18 protein-coding genes are annotated in these 21,898 nt (G+C 60.5%); 9 read left to right on the forward strand and 9 right to left on the reverse strand.

The genetic code is table 11. The features are described from left to right. Positions 1-55 precede the first annotated feature (55 nt). The 4 genes from BVU99_RS01195 to dolP are packed head-to-tail and all read left to right on the forward strand — an operon-like array spanning position 56 to position 3,672. Complete coding sequence (locus BVU99_RS01195; RefSeq protein ID WP_043141990.1) at positions 56-2,095, forward strand: penicillin-binding protein activator; 2,040 nt, start codon at positions 56-58, stop codon at positions 2,093-2,095. Next, on the forward strand, positions 2,092-2,445 hold the full coding sequence (locus BVU99_RS01200; protein WP_015379164.1) for a YraN family protein: 354 nt from the start codon (positions 2,092-2,094) through the stop codon (positions 2,443-2,445). Before BVU99_RS01195 ends, BVU99_RS01200 begins: the two co-directional genes overlap by 4 nt. A 51-nt stretch (positions 2,446-2,496) precedes the next feature. Continuing rightward, the gene (gene diaA / locus BVU99_RS01205) at positions 2,497-3,087 is read left to right on the forward strand and encodes a DnaA initiator-associating protein DiaA (protein WP_004937103.1); all 591 of its coding nucleotides are present in this window, start codon (positions 2,497-2,499) and stop codon (positions 3,085-3,087) included. A gap of 9 nt (positions 3,088-3,096) precedes the next feature. Further along, positions 3,097-3,672: a division/outer membrane stress-associated lipid-binding lipoprotein gene (dolP, locus tag BVU99_RS01210; protein WP_004937101.1), complete on the forward strand. Its 576-nt coding sequence runs from the start codon at positions 3,097-3,099 to the stop codon at positions 3,670-3,672. 39 nt (positions 3,673-3,711) lie between these two features. Here the strand turns inward: dolP and mtgA are convergent, their stop codons facing one another. From mtgA to BVU99_RS01230, 4 genes are all read right to left on the reverse strand, one after another. Next, on the reverse strand, positions 3,712-4,443 hold the full coding sequence (mtgA, locus tag BVU99_RS01215) for a monofunctional biosynthetic peptidoglycan transglycosylase (protein ID WP_049208328.1): 732 nt from the start codon (positions 4,441-4,443) through the stop codon (positions 3,712-3,714). Then, positions 4,440-5,093: an isoprenoid biosynthesis glyoxalase ElbB gene (gene elbB / locus BVU99_RS01220; protein ID WP_043141979.1), complete on the reverse strand. Its 654-nt coding sequence runs from the start codon at positions 5,091-5,093 to the stop codon at positions 4,440-4,442. The genes mtgA and elbB overlap by 4 nt, the downstream gene beginning before the upstream one ends. Before the next feature lie 237 nt (positions 5,094-5,330). Continuing rightward, the gene (arcB, locus tag BVU99_RS01225) at positions 5,331-7,670 is read right to left on the reverse strand and encodes an aerobic respiration two-component sensor histidine kinase ArcB (RefSeq protein ID WP_025304360.1); all 2,340 of its coding nucleotides are present in this window, start codon (positions 7,668-7,670) and stop codon (positions 5,331-5,333) included. A 92-nt stretch (positions 7,671-7,762) separates the two neighbouring features. Further along, the gene (locus BVU99_RS01230) at positions 7,763-8,701 is read right to left on the reverse strand and encodes a TIGR01212 family radical SAM protein (RefSeq protein ID WP_049208324.1); all 939 of its coding nucleotides are present in this window, start codon (positions 8,699-8,701) and stop codon (positions 7,763-7,765) included. Positions 8,702-9,392: 691 nt separating this feature from the next. Here BVU99_RS01230 and gltB point away from each other — a divergent pair. The 3 genes from gltB (at position 9,393) to BVU99_RS01250 (ending at position 15,930) form a co-directional block, all read left to right on the forward strand. Continuing rightward, complete coding sequence (gene gltB / locus BVU99_RS01240; protein WP_025304362.1) at positions 9,393-13,853, forward strand: glutamate synthase large subunit; 4,461 nt, start codon at positions 9,393-9,395, stop codon at positions 13,851-13,853. Between the two features lie 14 nt (positions 13,854-13,867). Next, entirely contained in the window at positions 13,868-15,286 is a 1,419-nt protein-coding gene (locus BVU99_RS01245; RefSeq protein ID WP_043141970.1) for a glutamate synthase small subunit, read from the forward strand. Between the two features lie 164 nt (positions 15,287-15,450). Further along, positions 15,451-15,930 carry a hypothetical protein gene (locus tag BVU99_RS01250; RefSeq protein WP_025304364.1) on the forward strand — a complete coding sequence of 160 codons (480 nt, stop codon included), beginning with the start codon at positions 15,451-15,453 and terminating at the stop codon, positions 15,928-15,930. A gap of 62 nt (positions 15,931-15,992) precedes the next feature. Here BVU99_RS01250 and sspB read toward each other — a convergent pair whose 3' ends face one another. From sspB to zapE, 5 genes are all read right to left on the reverse strand, one after another. Beyond that, positions 15,993-16,493 (reverse strand): ClpXP protease specificity-enhancing factor, encoded by a 501-nt coding sequence (gene sspB, locus BVU99_RS01255; protein WP_099816646.1) that lies wholly within the window; start codon positions 16,491-16,493, stop codon positions 15,993-15,995. Positions 16,494-16,498: 5 nt separating this feature from the next. After that, entirely contained in the window at positions 16,499-17,140 is a 642-nt protein-coding gene (gene sspA, locus BVU99_RS01260; RefSeq protein ID WP_025304366.1) for a stringent starvation protein SspA, read from the reverse strand. Between the two features lie 325 nt (positions 17,141-17,465). Next, positions 17,466-17,858, reverse strand: a complete 393-nt coding sequence (rpsI, locus tag BVU99_RS01265; RefSeq protein ID WP_004937080.1) for a 30S ribosomal protein S9 — start codon at positions 17,856-17,858, stop codon at positions 17,466-17,468. A gap of 15 nt (positions 17,859-17,873) precedes the next feature. After that, positions 17,874-18,302: a 50S ribosomal protein L13 gene (rplM, locus tag BVU99_RS01270; protein WP_004937079.1), complete on the reverse strand. Its 429-nt coding sequence runs from the start codon at positions 18,300-18,302 to the stop codon at positions 17,874-17,876. A gap of 275 nt (positions 18,303-18,577) precedes the next feature. Beyond that, positions 18,578-19,705, reverse strand: coding sequence for a cell division protein ZapE (gene zapE, locus BVU99_RS01275; protein ID WP_047729785.1), 1,128 nt, complete (start codon positions 19,703-19,705; stop codon positions 18,578-18,580). Between the two features lie 231 nt (positions 19,706-19,936). On the opposite strand from zapE, the gene zapG reads away from it, so the two are divergent. Together zapG and degQ are read left to right on the forward strand one after the other, a co-directional pair. Further along, positions 19,937-20,338 (forward strand): Z-ring associated protein ZapG, encoded by a 402-nt coding sequence (gene zapG, locus BVU99_RS01280; RefSeq protein WP_004937074.1) that lies wholly within the window; start codon positions 19,937-19,939, stop codon positions 20,336-20,338. A gap of 174 nt (positions 20,339-20,512) precedes the next feature. Then, positions 20,513-21,883 carry a serine endoprotease DegQ gene (gene degQ, locus BVU99_RS01285; protein ID WP_025304368.1) on the forward strand — a complete coding sequence of 457 codons (1,371 nt, stop codon included), beginning with the start codon at positions 20,513-20,515 and terminating at the stop codon, positions 21,881-21,883. Positions 21,884-21,898 lie beyond the last annotated feature (15 nt).

Consider the following 21,898-nt stretch of genomic DNA (forward strand, 5'->3'; position numbering starts at 1 on the left):
TCCGGGTTGCCGATTTAATATTGAGCATCTTGAAAAAAACATCACTGGATACAGTATGCTTTCCTCAACATTCGTTCGTACCAAAGCAGGGCGTTCCAAGCCTGTCCGACTTACCGCAGTCATCGCGGCCGCCCTTTTCCTGGCAGGCTGTCCAAGTCGGGCCCCGCAAACGCCGCCCGCCAATATACAGGACGAAGCGAGCGCCAGCTCCGATTACTACCTGCAGCAGTTGCAGCAAAGCAGCGATGATAACAAGGCTGACTGGCAATTACTTGCTATTCGCGCCTTGCTGCGCGAAGGAAAACTGCCGCAGGCCGGCGACCAGTTGAATCAGCTGCCGAAAAACCTCAGCGGCGCACAGCAGACTGAGCGCCAGTTGCTGACCGCCGAACTGCAGATCGCCAACAAGAGCTACGTCAGCGCCCGCAGCACGCTGGGCCACCTGGACAGCGGTGCGCTGTCGCCGAATCAGAAGGTGCGCTACTACCAGGCGCAGATCGCCGCCAATCAAGGCAAAGCGTCGCTGCCATTGATCCGCGCCTATATCGCTCAGGAGCCGTTGCTGACCGGCAAACCGCACCAGGACAATCTGGATCAAACCTGGCAGGCCCTGCTGCAGCTGACGCCGCAGGAGATGAACAGCCTGGTGATCAACGCCGACGAGAACGTGCTGCAAGGCTGGCTGGATCTGCTGCGCGTCTATCAGGACAACAAGCAGGATCCCGATCTGCTGAAGGCCGGCATCAAAGATTGGCAGAACCGTTATCCGAAGAACCCGGCAGCCAAAACGCTGCCGGCTCGCCTGAACCAGGTGCTGAACTTCACTCAGGCCTCCACCTCGAAAATCGCCCTGCTGCTGCCGTTGAACGGCCAGGCGAAAGTGTTCGCCGACGCCATCCAGCAAGGCTTCGAAGCGGCGAAAAACGGCGGTTCCATGCCGGCGCCGCAACCTCAAGCCGCGCAACCTGCCAGCGCACCGGCCCAAACGGCGCCGGCCGATCAGGCCGCAGCGGGTGACATCAACGCCAACGGCGCCGTCAGCCCTTCGGCGCAAGAGAGCCAGCCGGCCGTGACCGCCGCGCAACCCGCTGCACCGTCCAGCGCGCCGATAACGCCGCTGCAGGCCGCTAATGCGCAGGTCAAAGTGTACGACACCACCAGCCAGCCGCTGGCCGCCTTGCTGAGCCAGGCGCAGCAGGATGGCGCTACTCTGGTGGTCGGGCCGCTGCTCAAAGAGAACGTCGATCAGCTGTCCGCCAGCACCACCACGCTGAACGTGCTGGCGCTCAACCAGCCGGAAACGCCGAAGGACAACCTGAACATCTGTTACTTCGCCCTGTCGCCGGAAGATGAAGCGCGCGACGCCGCCCGCCACATCTGGGAACAGCAGAAGCGTCAACCGCTGCTGCTGGTGCCGCGCGGCGCCTTCGGCGATCGCGTCGCCAAGGCCTTTAACCAGGAATGGCAGAAACAAGGCGGGCAAACCGTGCTGCGTCAGGACATCGGCTCTGCCGGCGAGCTGCGCCAGATGGTGAACAGCGGCGGCATCCGCATGACCGGCACGCCGATGTCGAGCGCCCCGGCGCCGCAGAGCGTCACCATCGCCGGGCTGACCATTCCTGCGCCGCCGAGCGACGTGCCCGCCGCCACCGGCGGCAGCGTCGACGCGGTGTATATCGTCGCTACCCAGTCCCAACTGACGCTGATCAAACCGATGATCGACATGGCCACCAGCTCGCGCGGCAAACCGGCGATGTACGCCAGCTCGCGCAGCTACCAGGCCGGCGCCGGCCCGGACTTCCGTCTGGAAATGGAAGGCCTGCAGTTCAGCGATATCCCGCTGCTGGCCGGCTCAAACCCTCAGCTGCTGCAGCAGGCCAGCGCGCGCTTCCGCAACGATTACTCGCTGGTGCGCCTGTATGCAATGGGGATGGATGCCTGGACATTGGCCAACCACTTTGCTGAAATGCGCCAGCTGCCGGGTTTCCAGGTTTCCGGCACCACCGGTACGCTGAGCGCATCGCCGAACTGCGTGATCAACCGCAAGCTGCCTTGGCTGCAATACCGTCAGGGTACGGTCGTTCCGGTCTCTTGAACCCACGCGCCTCCGGGGCGGGCTACGAGTTACTGGCCCGCCGTCACCTGGAACACGCCGGGCTCACCTTCTGCGCCGCCAACGTCGCGGTGCGCGGCGGTGAGCTCGACCTCATCATGCGCGACGGCACTACCTGGGTATTCGTCGAAGTGCGCTACCGCCGCAACGACGCCTTCGGCGGCGCGGCCGCCAGCGTCACCTTTCGCAAACAACAGCGGTTGCTGCACGCCGCCGCCGTCTGGCTGGCGGGGCGCGGAGCCAGTTTTGACACATCATCTTGCCGTTTTGATGTTTTGGCCATTACCGGTAGCCAGTTAGAATGGATACCCAACGCCTTCAATGCGGATTAATTGGGGTTTTGCGGCGCAGACCGGCCCTTTGACTTAGTGGATTAATACAACGTGCTGGATAGAATTAAAGTCTGTTTTACCGAAAGCATCCAAACCCAGATCGCGGCGGCGGAAGCACTGCCGGACGCCATTTCCCGCGCTGCGATGACGCTGGTTCAATCCTTACTCAACGGCAACAAAATCCTGTGCTGCGGCAACGGCACCTCGGCGGCCAACGCGCAGCACTTCGCCGCCAGCATGATCAACCGTTTTGAAACCGAGCGCCCCAGCCTGCCAGCCATCGCCCTCAACGCCGACAACGTGGTGCTGACGGCGATCAGCAACGATCGGTTGCACGACGAAGTGTACGCCAAGCAGGTGCGCGCACTTGGGCACACCGGTGACGTGCTGCTGGCGATTTCCACCCGCGGCAACAGCCGTGATATTGTGAAAGCGGTCGAGGCGGCCGTGACGCGCGATATGACCATCGTCGCGCTCACCGGCTACGACGGTGGCGAACTGGCCGGGTTGCTCGGCCAGCAGGATGTCGAGATCCGCATCCCGTCGCACCGCAGCTCGCGCATTCAGGAAATGCATATGCTGACCGTAAACTGCCTGTGCGACCTGATAGACAATACGTTATTCCCCCACCAGGACGATTAAGGAACTGAGATGAAGCTAAAAGCCACATTTGCAGTGCTGTCCAGCGCCCTGCTGTTGCAAGGCTGTATCGCCGGCGTCGTCGTCGGTAGTGCAGCCGTCGCAACCAAAACCGCCACCGACCCGCGCAGCGTCGGAACCCAGGTGGATGACGGCACGCTGGAAGCCAGGGTCGAAAGCGCCCTGAGCAAAGACCAGCAGTTGAAGAAAGATGCCCGGGTGGTCGCCACCGCCTATCAGGGCAAAGTGCTGTTGACCGGCCAGTCGCCTAACGCCGATCTCACCGCGCGCGCCAAGCAGATCGCCATGGGCGTGGAAGGCACGACCGAAGTGTATAACGAGATCCGTCAGGGCACGCCGGTCAGCCTGAGCACCGCGTCCTCCGACACCTGGATCACCACCAAGGTGCGTTCGCAGCTGCTCACCAGCGATACGGTGAAATCGTCCAACGTGAAGGTTACTACCGAAAACGGCGAAGTGTTCTTGCTGGGCCTGGTCACGCAGCAGGAAGGGCAGTCAGCGGCGCAGATTGCTAGCCAGGTCAGCGGCGTGAAGCACGTCACTACCGCCTTTACCTATGTGAAATAAACCGCTTGGCGGGAGCGGCACCGTGCCGCTCCCGCCCGTTTAATCCAGCTTGTTCTCGCGTAAAAACGCTTCCCCGCCCAGTTGCCGCATTTGGCGGATAATCCATTGTTGACGCTGCACCACATAGCCGGACGGCGCATCGGCCCTGAAGCGGTGCGGATTCGGCAATACCGCCGCCAGCAGCGCCGCTTCGGCCGCGCTCAGACGTTTGGCCGGCTTATGGAAAAAGCGCTGTGAAGCCTCTTCCACGCCGAACACCCCGTCGCCGAACTCGACGATGTTCAGATACACCGTCAGAATACGTCGCTTGGTCCACACCAGCTCGATGCCCGACGTCAGCCCGGCCTCCAGCCCTTTGCGCAGCCAGCTGCGGCCATCCCACAGAAACAGGTTTTTAGCGGTCTGCTGCGACAGCGTGGATGCGCCGCGGATGCGCGTCGGGCGTTTCTCGTTGTGGCTGAGCGCCTTTTCAATGGCCGCCACATCGAAGCCCCAATGGTCTGGAAACTTCTGATCCTCCGCCGCCATCACCGCCAGCGCCATTTGCGGCGAGATATCGTCCATCGACACCCAGTCCGAATGGGCGACGTAGCCGAAGTCGCCGCTCAGCCAGGCGCTGACTTGCCTCTCCACCATCACGGCGGAAAACGGCACCGGCAGGAAGGCAAAGAGCACAATGCCCAACACCCACAGGCCGATAATCGCGATGACACCGCGCTTCAGCCAATACCACGGGCGCAGCCGCCGCCATCCGCCGAGCGATTTTCTCATTCAGACAGTTCCAGCACCCGCGCCACCAGCTTATCGATGCCGAGGGCCGCCTGCGCGATCGACGGCGCCAGCATATAGGCTGGCGTAGTCACGATCTTGTGCTCGCTGTCCACCACGATGTCGTCCACCGGACAAATCACCGGCTCGCCGCCCATGGCGTCAATCACTTCCCCCAGGTCCGGATCGTTGCCAATGGTGAGCCGCGCTTGTTGATCCAGCAGTTTCGGCAACAGCGCCGGCGCGATACACATCAGGCCAATTGGTTTGTTGGCCTTATGCATCTCGCGCGTCAGACGCGCCAAATCTTCATCGACCCAACATTCCGCGCCGGCTTCGGCGAAATTGCTGAGATTCTTGGCGGCGCCAAAGCCACCGGGCACGATCAGCGCATCCAGCTGGGCGGCTTCCGCCAGCGCCAGCGGCTGCACTGCCCCGCGGGCAATGCGCGCCGATTCAATCAGGACATTGCGCGACTCCGCCATCTCCTCACCCGATAAGTGATTAATAACATGGCATTGTGGTTTATCAGGCGCAAAGCACACCGCCTGGGCGCCGGCACGGTCCAACGCCAGCAGCGTCAGCACCGCTTCATGGATCTCCGTACCGTCATAAACGCCGCTGCCGCTGAGGACTACACCCACCTTTTTCATCACTCTTACTCCTGTCGCTGCTGTCAACTGGTTCGTGCTCTGAGTTGACAAACACTAATCTACATCACACATTTTAATGAATCTTCTAACAAGAGCGCTTACATTTGCTATGTTGTTGGCTGTATGATGTTTAGGAATTCGCAACAACCTGCTCGACCAGAACACTGAAACCAATACGCAGGTTCACAATTTCCCTGGTGTTGGCGCAATATTCGCGCACCCCGGCTTAGGTCGGGGTCATTTTTTTTCAGCGTTCTCAACCCAAGCCCGCAGTACCTGCACATCGTTGCGCCACTCTTGCTTCAACTCATCCACCCAATCCTGCACGTTATCCCACCAGGCCGGCAGCGTCGGCGTTTGAATCTGCTGCGCCAGCTGCTGCAGATGGCGCAGACCGACCGAACCGGCGGCGCCCTTGATCTTGTGCCCTTCCTCGGTGATGCCTTTCTGATCGCGCGCCGTCATGTTGGAGTCCAGCACCGCCAGGTAGCCCGGCATCATCTGTTCGAACATCTCCAGGCTTTGGTGGATCAGCTGCGGGCCAACCAGATCCATGTACTGTTCCAGCATCGCGGTATCGAGTAACGACTCATTAATCTGCATCGCCTTGTGCTCCGTTTTCTTTGAAGTGTGAGAAGGTTGATGATCCCAATAGTGTTTGATGACCTGGGTCAGCGCCGGCACCGACAACGGCTTGCTCAGCACATCGTCCATGCCCGCCTCGAGATACTCTTTTTTGTCTTTCAGCACGTTGGCGGTCAAAGCCACCAGCGGCGGCAGCGCCTGCCCGGCATAGCGTTCGCGCAGCGCCCGGGCGATATCCAGCCCGGTCATGTCCGGCAGTTGAATGTCCAGCAGAACCAGATCGAACTCGTCCGGGTCGAACATCGCCAGCGCATCGTGGCCGTTCATCGCCACATCGACGCTGTTGCCCAATTTCTCCAGCACCGATCGCGCCACGATCACGTTCAGTTCGATATCCTCCACCAGCAGGATGTGCAGCGCCGGCAACGGCAGCTCCTCTTCCTCCGATACCTCGCTGACGGCTTCCTGCACCGCCGGCGCCTGGATGGTCAGAGTGAAGCAAGAACCGTGCCCCTGTTCGCTGCGCACGGTGATGTCACCCCCCATGCTCTGCGCCAGCCGCTTGGAGACCGCCAGCCCGATGCCGGTGCCGGTGGCCGGACGGCCGCCGCGCTGATCTTTCACCTGGTAATACATGGCGAAGATCTTGTCCTGCTCGTCCTGCGGGATGCCCATGCCCGAATCTTCCACCTCGAACACCAACTTCTCCTGCGCCTCGCGCCGCACGCGCACCACGATTTTCCCCTGCTGGGTAAATTTCACCGCGTTGCCGATCAGGTTCCACAAGATCTGCCGCAGGCGCGTGCCGTCGGTCACGATCTGCTGCGGCAGCGGCGTCTGCGGATCCATGATGAACTGCAGCCCTTTCGGCTGCGCCAGCAGGCCGGAGAGGTTCTCCAGATCTGCCAGGAAACCAGTGAAGTCCACCGGCTGGTTGTCGAGCTGCACCTTGCGCCGCTCGAGCTTATCCATTTCGATAATGTCGTTGAAGATATTGCCGAGGGTGATGGCGCTGACGTGGATGGTCTTCAGGTATTTCAGTTGCTCGTCATTCAGCTCGGTATCGAGCAGGATGCGGCTCAGGCCGACGATGCCGTTAAGCGGCGTACGCAGCTCGTGGCTGATGGTGGAGATAAAGGTGGTCTTCTCCCTGCTGGCGTTCTCCAGCGCGTCCTGGTAGCGCTTACGCTCGGTAATATCGCGGCCGAAGCCCATCAGCCCGTGGCGTTTGCCCACCCGGTCGTAAAACGGGACCTTGCGCAGCTCGAAACAGGCTTTGCGGCCGTCGGGATACACCAGCCACTGTTCGTAGGTCAGCGAGACGTTGTGGCGGAACACCTTCTCGTCGGTCTCAATGACCTTTTCGGCGATCTCCTGGCCGTAGACATCGAACGGAGTCAGGCCGATCAGCTGCTTCTCGCTTTTGCCGGTCAGCAGCTCCATCGCGCGGTTGCAGCCGGAGAACTCTTTGTCTTCGTTGCGGTAGTAGACCAGATCCGGCGAGGCATCGAGGAAGGAACGCAACAGCGCCGATTGCTGGCCCAGCTCAATCTGCGCCAGCTCGCGCTGTTCCATCTCTTCGGTCAGCTTTTCCATCACCTGCAGGCGCTCTTCTTCCGCCTTGATACGGTCGGCAATCTCCTGATTCAGCTGGCTGATATTGTCTTTGAGCTGCTGATTGAGCTCCAGATCGCGGTGGCGCATCTCTTCGAGCTTGTCCACCAGCCGCGCCAGCCGTTGGCGCGACTCTTCCAACTGTTCCACCACCACCGAGAGAAAATAGACCGCCCACGGGGTGATCAACAGGCCGAAGAAGATCGAACGCACCACGTCGATGCTTTCCACTTCGCCGCGCAGCAGCATGGTCACCGCCATCTGCACCACCATCGCCAGCACCACCAGCGCCGAGGCCAGCAGCAGCGAGAAGCGTACCAACCCCAGTTTCACCATTAAATCAACGTAGTACTGGGCCAACACCCGGATTTGCTTCATAGCGGCTCCCATCAGACACAATCTTTTGAATCATACCGTAAAACCGCGGTGAGATAAGGCGGCAAACGCCGAAGTGTGGCAAAGATTGCACTTCAGAGCGGGATTCCAGGGCGGTAGCGCCACTTTTCATCCAGCGCGCTGCCCTGCCCACCGCGCTGTTGCAGATAAGCACCGACCGCCTGCATGCCACTCCAGCGGTTTTCGCACCACAGCGGCGCCAGCAGCGTCGGCCGACGGGCGCTGGCGGAAAGACGGTGATACACCACCTCGCCCGGCGTGTGGCGGATCATCTCCCCGGCGCTGACGGCGTAGTCCTCCAACGCCAGTTCGGATAAGCGCCCGGCGCGCCACGCGCGGGCCAGGGTACTGCCGGTCACGACGTGCAGCGGATGCAGTTTGATGCCATCCACGCCAGTCTCCACCACCCGCTGCAGCGTGAGCAGATGATCGCGCTGAGTTTCTCCCGGCAGCCCGACGATCAGATGGCAGCACACCTTCAGCCCGCGCTGCCGGGCCAGCCGCGCCGTCTGCTGATAACAGCGAAAATCATGGCCGCGATTGATGCGCTTCAGCGTTTTATCGTGCGCCGTCTGCAGCCCCAGCTCCAGCCACACTTCATAGCCTTGCTCGCGGTATCCCGCCAGCAGATCCAGCGCGGCGGGCGGCACGCAGTCCGGCCGGGTGCCGACGCACAGGCCGACCATGGCGCTCTGCGCCAACGCCTGCCGATACATCGACGCCAGCCGTTCGATCTGCGCATAGGTGCTGGTATAGGCCTGGAAATAGGCCAGATAGCGCCGCGCCCGATCGACCCGCGCGGCCTGTTGCGCCAGCTGTTCGTCGATGCTCTGGCGCTGCATCGCTTCATCGGCGAACGAGGCGACATTGCAGAACGTACAGCCGCCGCGCCCCAACGTGCCGTCGCGGTTAGGGCAGCTGAATCCGCCGTGCAGCGTGAGTTTATGGATCTTTTCGCCATAGCGGCGCTGGAGATCTGCGCCAAACATATTGACTAATTGCGGCAACTGCATAATCTTGGTGATTCTCTGTGTTCAAAGCCGCGATGCTAATAAGAAACGGCTTTTCCCGCGATGACAGAGATCAACGCTTTCCCCGCAAGGCGCCACCAGGCATAACTATTCATCATAAACGCAAATCAATTCACTATAATTCTGATGAATTATTCTAATCGTCACGCAACCGTTAACGGCAATATGACAACACGGTGAAAAATAGTCATAAACATCAGCCAAGCAATATCTTATAGAATAAAATTCTGGCATTAACCCCCGCACTAGCATGGTGCAGAGATTAAGGGGTTGCACTATAGTGAGACAGCTCACACTTCTGCGGGGATCGGTGTTGCCCCACGACAGTGCAAAAATGCATTAAATTACTTATTTATCAAATAAATAAACATCATTAATTCGATAAGGATCTATCTTAAGCCCACATTTGACCTGCGAATTCTTTCTCGCTAAGTTGGAAGTCCGCTGGAAGCTTTCTGGACGGGCAAACGTCTCGTCATATTTATGCAGTAATTGAAGACTCCCTCTTAAAACAAGTCCTATACCACTTGTGAGACCGTCACGAGAGGCCATTGATGGAGGGCGGAAAAGCAGATTGGCGGGGTTAACTTGCTGATTGGACTTCTGCCTGAAATTGGGAAGCCCCCTCGCAGTAGGTTGTGAGAGTCACGCAGAGCCTGGGGAGGTTCACGATATGTTGTACGATAAATCCCAAGAGAGGGACAACTGTGGTTTCGGCCTGATCGCCCACATAGAAGGCGAACCTAGCCACAAGGTGGTGCGCACCGCCATTCACGCGCTGGCCCGCATGCAGCACCGCGGCGCGATCCTGGCCGACGGCAAGACCGGCGACGGCTGCGGCCTGTTGCTGCAAAAACCCGATCGCTTCTTCCGCATGGTGGCGGAAGAGCGCGGCTGGCGTTTGGCCAAGAACTACGCCGTCGGCATGATGTTCCTCAGCCAGAATGAAGAGGAAGCGCGCCTCAGCCGCCGCATCGTGGAAGAAGAGCTGCAAAACGAAACGCTGTCGATCGTCGGCTGGCGCGAAGTGCCGACTAACCCGGACGTGCTGGGTGAGATCGCCCTCTCCTCCCTGCCGCGCATCGAGCAAATCTTTGTTAACGCCCCGGCCGGCTGGCGCCCGCGCGATATGGAACGCCGCCTGTTCGTGGCGCGTCGCCGCATCGAGAAACGCGTGCAGGACGACAGCTTCTACGTCTGCAGCTTCTCCAACCTGGTGACGATCTATAAAGGCCTGTGCATGCCTGCGGATCTGCCGCGCTTCTATCTCGATCTGGCGGACCTGCGCCTGGAGTCGGCCATTTGCCTGTTCCACCAGCGCTTCTCCACCAACACCGTGCCGCGCTGGCCGCTGGCGCAGCCGTTCCGCTACCTGGCGCACAACGGCGAAATCAATACCATCACCGGCAACCGCCAATGGGCGCGTGCCCGTACCTACAAATTCCAAACGCCGCTGATCCCGGATCTGCAGGCCGCCGCGCCGTTCGTCAACGAAACCGGCTCCGACTCCAGTTCGCTGGACAACATGCTGGAGCTGCTGCTGGCGGGCGGGATGGATCTCATCCGCGCCATGCGCCTGCTGGTGCCGCCGGCCTGGCAAAACAACCCGGACATGGATGGCGATCTGCGCGCCTTCTTCGACTTCAACTCGATGCACATGGAGCCGTGGGACGGCCCGGCCGGCATCGTGATGTCCGACGGCCGCTACGCCGCCTGTAACCTCGATCGCAACGGCCTGCGCCCGGCGCGCTACGTGATCACCAAAGACAAGCTGATCACCTGCGCCTCCGAAGTCGGCATCTGGGATTACCAGCCGGATGAAGTGGTGGAAAAAGGCCGCGTCGGCCCCGGCGAGCTGATGGTGATCGACACCCGCAGCGGCCGCATCCTGCACTCAGCGGAAACCGACAACGATCTGAAAAGCCGCCACCCGTATAAAGAGTGGATGGAGAAAAACGTCAAACGTCTGGTGCCGTTCGAAGATCTGCCGGACGATCAGGTCGGCAGCCGCGAGCTCGACGACGCGCAGCTCGAAACCTACCAGAAACAGTTCGGCTACAGCAGCGAAGAGCTGGATCAGGTGATCCGCGTGCTGGGCGAGATTGGCCAGGAAGCCACCGGTTCGATGGGCGACGATACCCCGTTCGCCGTGCTCTCCAGCCGGCCGCGCATCGTTTACGACTACTTCCGCCAGCAGTTCGCGCAGGTCACCAACCCGCCGATCGATCCGCTGCGCGAAGCGCACGTCATGTCGCTGGCCACCAGCATCGGCCGTGAAATGAACGTGTTCTGCGAAGCCGAAGGCCAGGCGCACCGCCTGAGCTTCAAATCGCCGATCCTGCTGTACTCCGATTTCAAACAGCTCACCACGCTGGAAGGCGAATACTATCGCGCCGAGACGCTCGATCTGACCTTCGATCCGCAGCAGCAGGATCTGGAGCAGACCATTCGCGCCCTGTGCGACGAAGCGGAACGCAAGGTGCGCGAAGGCGCAGTGCTGTTGGTGCTGTCCGACCGCGCCATCGCGCCCGGCCGCCTGCCGGTACCGGCTCCGATGGCTGTGGGCGCCGTGCAAACCCGCCTGGTGGAGAAGAGCCTGCGCTGCGACGCCAACCTGATCGTTGAAACCGCCAGCGCCCGCGATCCGCACCACTTCGCCGTGCTGCTCGGCTTCGGCGCGACCGCCATCTACCCGTACCTGGCCTATGAAACCCTGGCCAAGCTGGTGGACAGCCAGGCGATCGACAAGAAATACCGCGACGTGATGCTGAACTACCGCAACGGCATCAACAAAGGCCTGTACAAGATCATGTCCAAGATGGGCATCTCGACCATCGCCTCTTACCGCTGCTCCAAGCTGTTCGAAGCGGTCGGCCTGCACCGCGATCTGGCGGATCTGTGCTTCCAGGGCGTGGTCAGCCGCATCGGCGGTGCCAGCTTCAGCGACTTCCAGCAGGATCTGCAGAACCTCTCCAAGCGCGCCTGGCTGAAACGCAAACCGCTGGAGCAAGGCGGCCTGCTGAAGTTCGTACACGGCGGCGAATACCACGCCTACAACCCGGACGTGGTGAACTCACTGCAAAAAGCGGTGCACAGCGGCGAGTACAGCGACTACCAGGCCTACGCCAAGCTGGTGAACGAGCGACCGATCGCCATGCTGCGCGATCTGCTGGCCATCACGCCGAAAGGTGAACCGATCCCGGTCGATCAGGTCGAACCGGCGGAGTCGCTGTTCAAACGCTTCGACACCGCGGCGATGTCGATCGGCGCACTGAGCCCGGAAGCGCACGAGTCGCTGGCGATCGCCATGAACGGTCTCGGCGGCTTCTCCAACTCTGGCGAAGGCGGCGAAGATCCGGCACGCTACCGCACCAACAAGGTGTCGCGCATCAAACAGGTGGCCTCCGGCCGCTTCGGCGTGACGCCGGCCTACCTGGTGAACGCCGACGTGATCCAAATTAAGGTCGCGCAAGGCGCCAAGCCGGGCGAAGGCGGCCAGCTACCGGGCGACAAAGTCACTCCGTACATCGCCAGATTGCGTTATTCAGTGCCGGGCGTGACGCTGATCTCCCCGCCGCCGCACCACGACATCTACTCGATCGAAGATCTGGCGCAGCTGATCTTCGACCTGAAGCAGGTCAACCCGAAGGCGGTGATCTCGGTGAAACTGGTGTCCGAGCCGGGCGTGGGCACCATCGCCACCGGCGTGGCGAAAGCCTATGCCGATCTCATCACCATCGCCGGTTACGACGGCGGCACCGGCGCCAGCCCGCTGTCCTCGGTGAAATATGCCGGCTGCCCATGGGAACTGGGCCTGGTGGAAACCCAGCAGGCGCTGGTGGCCAACGGCCTGCGCCACAAGATCCGCCTGCAGGTGGACGGCGGCCTGAAAACCGGCGTGGACATCGTCAAAGCGGCGATCCTGGGCGCGGAAAGCTTCGGCTTCGGCACCGGGCCGATGGTGGCGCTGGGCTGCAAATACCTGCGCATCTGCCACCTCAACAACTGCGCGACCGGCGTCGCGACTCAGGACGACAAGCTGCGCCGCGATCACTACCACGGCCTGCCGGAACGCGTGACGAATTACTTCCAGTTTATCGCGCGTGAAACCCGCGAGATCATGGCCCAACTGGGCGTGAGCCAACTGGTGGATCTGATCGGCCGCACCGAGTTCCTGACCGAGCTGGACGGCATCTCCGCCAAGCAGAACAAGCTGGATCTGTCGCCGCTGCTGAAAACCGCCACGCCGCATCCGGGCAAAGCGGTGTACTGCACCGAAAGCAGCAACCCGGCGTTCGACAAGGGCCTGCTGAACAAAGAGCTGCTGGCGCAGGCGCAGCCGTACATCGAAGCGAAGCAGGGTAAAACCTTCTACTTCGACATTCGCAACACCGACCGCTCCGTGGGCGCCATGCTGTCCGGCGCGATCGCCGACGTGCACGGCGATCAGGGCATGGCGGCCGATCCTATTAAGGCGCACTTCTCCGGCACCGCCGGGCAGAGCTTCGGCGTTTGGAACGCCGGCGGCGTCGAGCTGACCCTGACCGGCGATGCCAACGACTATGTCGGCAAAGGCATGGCCGGCGGCAGCATCGCAGTGCGTCCGCCGATCGGCTCCGCCTTCCGCAGCCATGAAGCCAGTATCGTCGGCAACACCTGCCTGTACGGCGCCACCGGCGGCAAGCTGTTCGCTGCCGGCCGCGCGGGCGAACGCTTCGCGGTGCGCAACTCCGGCGCCATCACCGTGGTGGAAGGCATCGGCGACAACGGCTGCGAATACATGACCGGCGGCATCGTCTGTGTGCTGGGTAAAACCGGCATCAACTTCGGTGCCGGCATGACCGGCGGCTTTGCCTACGTGTTGGACGAAGATGGCGAGTTCCGCAAGCGCGTGAATCCGGAGCTGGTGGAAGTGCTGGATGTCGATCAGCTGGCGATCCATGAGGAGCACCTGCGCGGCCTGATCACCGAACACGTGCAGGCGACCGGCTCTTCCCGCGCGGAAGAGATCCTGGCCAACTGGCCGGAGTGGGCGCCAAAGTTCGCCCTGGTCAAACCGAAGTCTAGCGATGTCAAAGCGCTGTTGGGTCACCGTAGCCGCTCCGCAGCCGAGCTGCGGGTGCAGGCGCAGTAAGAGGTAGGTCATTAATGAGCCAGAACGTTTATCAATTTATCGACCTGCAGCGTGTTGATCCGCCAAAGAAACCGCTGAAGATCCGCAAAATCGAGTTCGTCGAGATCTACGAACCGTTTTCGGAAACCCAGGCCAAGGCCCAGGCGGACCGCTGTCTGTCCTGCGGCAACCCGTATTGCGAGTGGAAGTGCCCGGTGCACAACTACATCCCGAACTGGCTGAAACTGGCCAACGAAGGCCGCATCATGGAAGCGGCGGACCTGGCGCATCAGACCAACAGCCTGCCGGAAGTGTGCGGCCGCGTATGCCCGCAGGATCGCCTGTGCGAAGGCTCCTGCACCCTGAACGACGAGTTCGGCGCGGTCACCATCGGCAATATCGAGCGCTACATCAGCGATAAGGCCATCGAAATGGGCTGGAAGCCGGACATGTCGCACGTGCAGCCGACCGGCAAGCGCGTGGCGATCGTCGGTGCCGGCCCTGCCGGGCTGGCCTGCGCCGACGTGCTGACCCGCAACGGCGTCAAAGCGGTGGTGTATGACCGTCATCCTGAGATCGGCGGCCTGCTGACCTTCGGTATCCCGGCCTTCAAGCTGGAAAAGGAAGTGATGGTCAAACGCCGCGGCATCTTCAGCGAGATGGGCATCGAGTTCCAGCTGAACACCGAAGTGGGCAAAGACATCAGCATGGAGACCTTGCTGAGCGAGTACGATGCGGTGTTCCTCGGCGTCGGTACCTATCAGTCGATGCGCGGCGGCCTGGAGAATGAGGAAGCGCAGGGCGTGTACGACGCGCTGCCGTTCCTGATCGCCAACACCAAGCAGCTGATGGGCTATGAAACCGAGCAGCACGAGCCTTACGTCAGCATGGAAGGCAAGCGGGTAGTGGTGCTGGGCGGCGGTGATACCGCCATGGACTGTGTGCGTACCTCGGTGCGTCAGGGCGCGACGCAGGTCGTCTGCGCCTACCGCCGCGACGAGGCCAACATGCCGGGCTCCAAGCGCGAAGTGAAGAACGCGCGGGAAGAAGGGGTGGACTTCCAGTTCAACCTGCAGCCGCTGAGCATCGAACTGAACAGCGCCGGCCGCGTGGCCGGGGTGAAAATGGTGCGCACTCAGCTGGGCGCACCGGATGCCAACGGCCGTCAGGCGGCGGAGCAGGTACCGGGTTCCGAACACGTTATCGACGCCGACGCGGTGGTGATGGCGTTCGGCTTCCGCCCACACCGTATGGACTGGCTGGCGGCGCACGACGTGCAGCTCGATAAACAGGGCCGCATCGTGGCGCCGGAAGGCAGCGACAACGCATTCCAGACCAGCAACCCGAAAATCTTCGCCGGTGGCGACGCGGTCCGCGGCTCCGACCTGGTGGTGACGGCGATCGCCGAAGGCCGCAAAGCGGCTGATGGCATCATGAACTACCTGGAAGTGTAAACCTTCCGTACCGCCAAAGGCCCGGCACGTTGCCGGGCCTTTGTTTTAACCGGCCACGCTTTGTAACAACCGCCCCTCTCCTCACTGCCTCAACGCGCTATAGTATTGAGTTAGCACCATTGCAGGGCGCGGCTGCGCCTGACACCGAGATAAGGATAGCGAACATGAAATGCTCCATTTCCCTGTTGGCCGGCGCGCTGCTGGCCGTCAGTTTCAGCGCCTCAGCCCTGGCGCTGGATTCGCAGGAGGTCGGTTACAATATCGAAGCGCGCGGCGCGCGGCCGGTCGTGGCGCAGTTGGGCAAGGCCGGGCAGTTCAGCGCCGTGGAAAACAGCATCCGGTTGGGGGACGACAACTGGATTGCTCTGGCGCCCAAGCTGGCCGGCGGCGGCAATGCCGGATTTACCGCCGGCATTAAATCTGCCCTCTCCGCGGCCCTGATCTACAACCCGGCAGCGGTATTGCAGGCGCTCAACAAAGGCAACGATCTGCCGCTCAATGACATCTGCACCGCGCCACCGGAAGTGCAAGGCGACACCGCCATCACCAGCTTCCGTGAGCGTGCAGCCCACGCGCTGTCCACCGTGCGCGTAGGCGATCTCAGCGCGCCGCGCGATGCCTGCATTGCCGCCTTGAAAGGCTGATCCGCTTCGTCCGGGCAAAAAAAAGCACCCCACGGGGTGCTTTTTCGTTTGTTCACGCGGGCTTATTTCACCACGCGCAGCGCCGGGCGGCCACCGCGCGGCGGCTGCGGCGGTTCGTCGTCCGGGCCGTCATCTTCCGCGGTATCCGGGCGATCGCCGTCGATCACTGACATCAGGGTTTCCGAAGGGATCGTCTCATTGTCCAGACCTTCGAACACGCCTTCGCTCTCGTCGTAGGCGGCTTCCGGTTCGAACATCGTGCCGGCGCCGTTTTCACGCGCATAAATCGCCAGTACGGCTGCCATCGGCACCGAAACCTGACGCGGCACGCCGCCGAAACGTGCGTTAAACTGCACGTCTTCGTTGCCCAACGCCAGGTTGCCTACCGCGCGCGGCGCGATATTCAGCACGATCTGGCCATCACGCGCGAACTCCTTCGGCACCTGAACATCCGGGCGAGTCACGTCGACCACCAGGTGCGGCGTCAGCTGGTTATCCAGCAACCAGTCGTAGAACGCCCGCAGCAGATACGGGCGACGCGGCGTCATCTGAGACATGTCCATCGCGCTTAGCCCCGGGTTTGCAGGCGCATTTCACGCTCGGCTTCGGTCAGGGAAGCCAGGAAAGCGTCGCGTTCGAAGACGCGGGTCATATAGCCTTTCAGCTCTTTAGAGCCGGCGCCGCTCAATTCGATGCCCAGCTGCGGCAGACGCCACAACAGCGGTGCCAGGTAGCAATCCACCAGGCTGAACTCTTCGCTCATGAAATACGGCGTCTGGCCGAAGATAGGCGCGATCGCCAACAGCTCTTCACGCAGCTGACGACGGGCGGATTCCGCTTCCTGACCGCTGCTCTTCTCGATCTTGTCCATCAGCGAGTACCAGTTCTTCTCGATGCGCAGCATCATCAGACGGCTCTCACCACGGGCAACCGGGTAAACCGGCATCAGCGGCGGGTGCGGGAAGCGCTCATCCAGATATTCCATGATGATGCGGGATTCATACAGGGTCAGTTCGCGATCGACCAGCGTAGGCACCGTCTGGTAAGGGTTGAGGTCAATCAGATCTTGCGGCAGGTTATCCATTTCGACCTGCTCGATCTCGACGCTGACACCTTTCTCCGCCAGTACGATACGTACTTGATGGCTAAAAATGTCGGTCGGGCCAGAGAACAGCGTCATTACCGAACGTTTGTTGGCAGCGACAGCCATGAAAACCTCCAAGTTATCTAGAAAATACTGCGAATAGCCAACTGACAGGCTGCTATCCTGAATAATCTTGCCGCAGGCCGGCAGCACGCAGCGCGACCCGAACCCATAAAAAACCGGCCCAGGAGGTCAACTGCACGGCGAACAGGCGCAAAAGTGGGTGATAGTTTACCAGATTTTGCTTGTTTTGTGGGGGCAGTGCGGCGAATTCATGTTGAATTGTCTGATATGCCACAGATTTTAGTCGGGGACGGCGGATTTCAGGCATAAAAAAACCCGGTGAAGCACCGGGTTTTTTGCGTAAATCGCACTGCCGAAGCAGCGAAAATTAACGCTTGGAGAACTGCGGACGACGACGTGCTTTACGCAGACCGACTTTCTTACGTTCAACCTGACGAGCGTCACGGGTGACGAAGCCAGCTTTACGCAGTTCAGAACGCAGAGTCTCATCGTACTCCATCAGTGCACGGGTGATACCGTGACGGATAGCGCCAGCTTGACCGGAGATACCACCACCTTTAACGGTGATGTACAGATCCAGTTTGCCAACCATGTCGACCAGTTCCAGCGGCTGACGAACTACCATGCGGGCAGTTTCGCGACCGAAGTACTGTTCCAGGCTGCGCTGGTTGATAACGATGTTACCGTTGCCCGGCTTGATGAAGACGCGAGCGGCGGAGCTTTTGCGGCGACCAGTGCCGTAGTATTGATTTTCAGCCATTGCCATTAATCCCGATTAAATGTCCAGAACTTGCGGTTGCTGTGCCGCGTGATTGTGCTCGGTGCCCGCGTAAACTTTCAGTTTACGGAACATAGCACGACCCAGCGGGCCCTTTGGCAGCATGCCTTTAACCGCGATTTCAATCACGCGCTCAGGACGGCGGGCAATCATCTCTTCAAAGGTCGCTTGCTTGATACCACCGATGTGGCCGGTGTGGTGGTAGTACACTTTGTCTGTACGCTTGTTGCCGGTTACAGCAACTTTGTCAGCGTTCAGAACGATGATGTAATCACCGGTATCCACGTGCGGGGTGTATTCCGCTTTATGCTTGCCGCGCAGGCGACGAGCCAGTTCAGTAGCGAGACGGCCTAAAGTTTTACCATCTGCATCAACAACGTACCAGTCGCGTTTTACGGTTTCTGGTTTAGCTGTAAAAGTTTTCATTAGAAAGCTTACCCAATAATTAGTTACACGTTGGTGAACACCCAAACGCTCGAAAACAGTTGAGGCTCACACGACCATACAAGTCCAGCAAACCTACCCCTTCGAATAGCCATTGCCGGCACTATAAAGTTTTTGGGAAAAAAAACTTTGTTGTAACGTGGGGTCGCAAGATTATAGAGAAGTCGCTCACAAAGATCGAACGGTTTTTGAATGGAAAATAAATTTATCGCCGGCGGCGGACAACCGGCGATATGGCGGCGGCAAGCCCGGCAGACTCAGGGCAGATGCGGCAGCTTGAGGTACTCTTCGCTCTGCATTTCCTGCAGGCGCGACAGGCAGCGCTGGAATTCAAATTTCAGCTGCACCCCCTGATAGATCTCGAACATCGACGCTTCGGCGCCGATCACCAGCTTGATGTGCCGTTCGTAGAATTCGTCCACCAACGCCAGGAAACGGCGCGCGGTATTCTCTTTCAGCGGCCCCATCACCTGCACATTATACAGGATCACGCTGTGATACAGCCGCGACAGCGCGATGTAGTCTAGTTGGCTGCGCGCCTCTTCGCACAACGTGTGGAAATCCACCGCCAGCACGCCGTCCACCGAACGGATCGCCTGCAGCGGCCGATGGTTGATCTGCAGCACCGGCGCGTCCTCCCCCGCCTTGCCCGCCAGCTTGACGAACATCCGATCCAGCGTCTCGCGCGTCTGGTCGCTCAGCGGCGTCAGGTAGAGGTGCGCCTGGGTCAGGGTACGCAGACGATAGTCGATGCCGGCGTCGACGTTCATCACGTCGCAGTACTCGTTGATCAGATCGATGGCCGGTAGGAAACGCGCCCGCTGCAGACCGTTGCGGTACAGATCGTCCGGCGGGATGTTCGACGTGGCCACCAGCGTGATGCCGCGCGCGAACAGCGCCTGCAGCAGCGTGGCCAGCAGCATGGCGTCGGTGATGTCGGACACGAAGAATTCGTCGAAGCACAGCACGTCGGTCTCGGCCTTAAAGCCGTCGGCGACGATTTCCAGCGGGTTTTCCCGCCCCTGCAACTCGGTCAGCTCTTCATGCACCCGCAGCATGAAGCGGTGAAAGTGCAGACGCATTTTGCGATCGCCCGGCAAACTGTGGAAGAACATATCCATCAACCAGGTTTTGCCGCGCCCGACGCCGCCCCACATATACAGCCCCTGCACCGGGCGCTGTGGCGCCGTGTCGCCGCCCTTGCCCAGCAAGCGGCTGAGCTTGCCGCGCAGCCCGCCGGCAGGCGCGCTCGCCGCCGGCTTTTGCAGCAGAGCCTGATAAATGCGATCCAGTTGAGTCACGGCCCGGCGTTGAACCTCATCGGCCTGATATTCACCCGCATCCAGCGCCTGCTGGTAGCGAGATAACGGTGATAGTGCCTGCATCTGTTCGATGTTCCCTAAGAACGCTTAGAAATTATTTAGCCAACGTTGGCGGCAAGTTGATGCCGATTCGCACCGTTATCGCCACAAATGCCCGCTGCGGGCACCGCTGAAAACCCTGTAAAAATTAGGTGGAAGCGCATCAGGATTCCACTCGGACAAGGTTAACGGTTATAGTGGATATTATTAAGTGAAAAATCCCTGCGGAACAACGAAGTCAAAATAGGAGTCATCATGACCTGGGAGTATGCGCTGATTGGTTTGGTCGTCGGTATCGTGATTGGTGCGGTGGCGATGCGTTTTGGCAACCGTAAATTACGTCAACAACAAGTCCTGCAGAACGAGCTGGACAAGAGCAAAACCGAGCTGGAAGAGTACCGTCAGGAGCTGGTCGGCCACTTTGCCCGCAGCGCCGAGCTGCTGGACAATATGGCGCGCGATTATCGTCAGCTGTATCAGCACATGGCGAAAAGCTCGAACAACCTGCTGCCGGATCTGCCGATGCAGGAAAATCCGTTCCGCTATCGCCTGACCGAAGCTGAAGCAGACAACGATCAAGCGCCGGTGGAAATGCCGCGCGACTATTCGGAAGGTGCCTCCGGCCTGCTGCGCGGGCAAAGCGCGCGCCGCGACTGATCCCCTTCGCCCGCGGGGCCACCCGCGGGCTTCCTCGCGTTTACCGTCTTGACCTTCCCTCGCATTACCTTTACTGAACTTTGCACGCAAATTCACGGTCTTACCCTTCACTATGACAAGGTGATTGCCTTATCATCAAATTTTCATCGGCAGGTATTGAGAGAGTTATAATCAATGAAGAAAAAGTCGTTAATTCTTAGTGCATTGGCAATGAGCCTCGGCCTGACGCTCAGCTCCGTACCGGTGGCCAACGCGGCCCTGCCCGTCGCCGTTCAGGGGCAGCCGCTGCCGAGCCTGGCGCCGATGCTAGAAAAAGTCTTGCCGGCCGTAGTGAGCGTGCATGTCGCCGGCACTCAGGTGCAGCGTCAACAGCTGCCGGAAGAGTTCAGACGCTTCTTCGGCCCTAACTTCCCCGGCCAACAGCAGAGCTCCCGCCCGTTTGAGGGGCTGGGTTCCGGCGTGATCATCGACGCCGCCAAAGGCTACGTGCTGACCAACAACCACGTCATCAACAACGCCGATAAAATTCGCGTGCAGTTGAACGACGGGCGCGAGTTGGACGCCAAGCTGGTTGGCCGCGATGAGCAATCCGACATCGCCCTGCTGCAGCTCAGTGACACCAAGAATCTGACCGCCATCAAGATGGCCGACTCCGATCAGCTGCGCGTCGGCGACTTTGCCGTCGCGGTCGGCAACCCGTTCGGCCTGGGCCAAACCGCCACCTCCGGCATTATCTCGGCGCTGGGGCGTTCCGGCCTGAATCTGGAAGGGCTGGAAAACTTCATTCAGACCGACGCCTCCATCAACCGCGGTAACTCCGGCGGCGCGCTGGTTAATCTGAATGGCGAGCTGATCGGCATCAATACCGCCATTTTGGCGCCGAGCGGCGGCAACGTCGGCATCGGCTTCGCCATTCCGAGCAATATGGCGCAGAACCTGAGCCAGCAGCTGATTGAATTCGGCGAAGTGAAACGCGGCCTGCTGGGCATCAAGGGCAGCGAAATGACCCCGGATATGGCCAAAGCCTTCAACACCGACGCGCAGCGCGGCGCCTTCGTCAGCGAAGTGCTGCCGAAATCCGCCGCCGCCAAGGCGGGCATCAAGGCTGGGGATATCCTGGTCTCCGTCGACGGTAAACCGGTGAGCAGCTTCGCCGAACTGCGCGCCAAGGTGGGCACCACCGCGCCGGGCAAAACCCTCAAGGTGGGCCTGCTGCGCGATGGCAAACCGCAGGAAGTCTCGGTCACGCTGGACAACAGCGAGAGCGCCTCGACCAATGCCGAAACGCTGTCGCCGGCGCTGCAGGGCGTCTCCCTCAGTAACGGCGCGTTGCCGAGCGGTGACAAGGGTGTGAAGGTGGAGAACGTGGATAAAGGGTCAACGGCGGCGCAGATCGGCCTGCAGAAAGGCGACGTGATCATCGGCGTCAACCGTCAGCGCGTGGACAACATCACTACGCTGCGCAAAGTGCTGGAGGCCAAGCCACCGGTGATGGCGCTCAATATCGTGCGCGGTAACGAAACCATTTATCTGCTACTGCGTTAATTTGTGCAAAAACCG

Source organism: Serratia sp. OLAL2 (assembly GCF_002752475.1).
GTDB lineage: Bacteria > Pseudomonadota > Gammaproteobacteria > Enterobacterales > Enterobacteriaceae > Serratia > Serratia bockelmannii.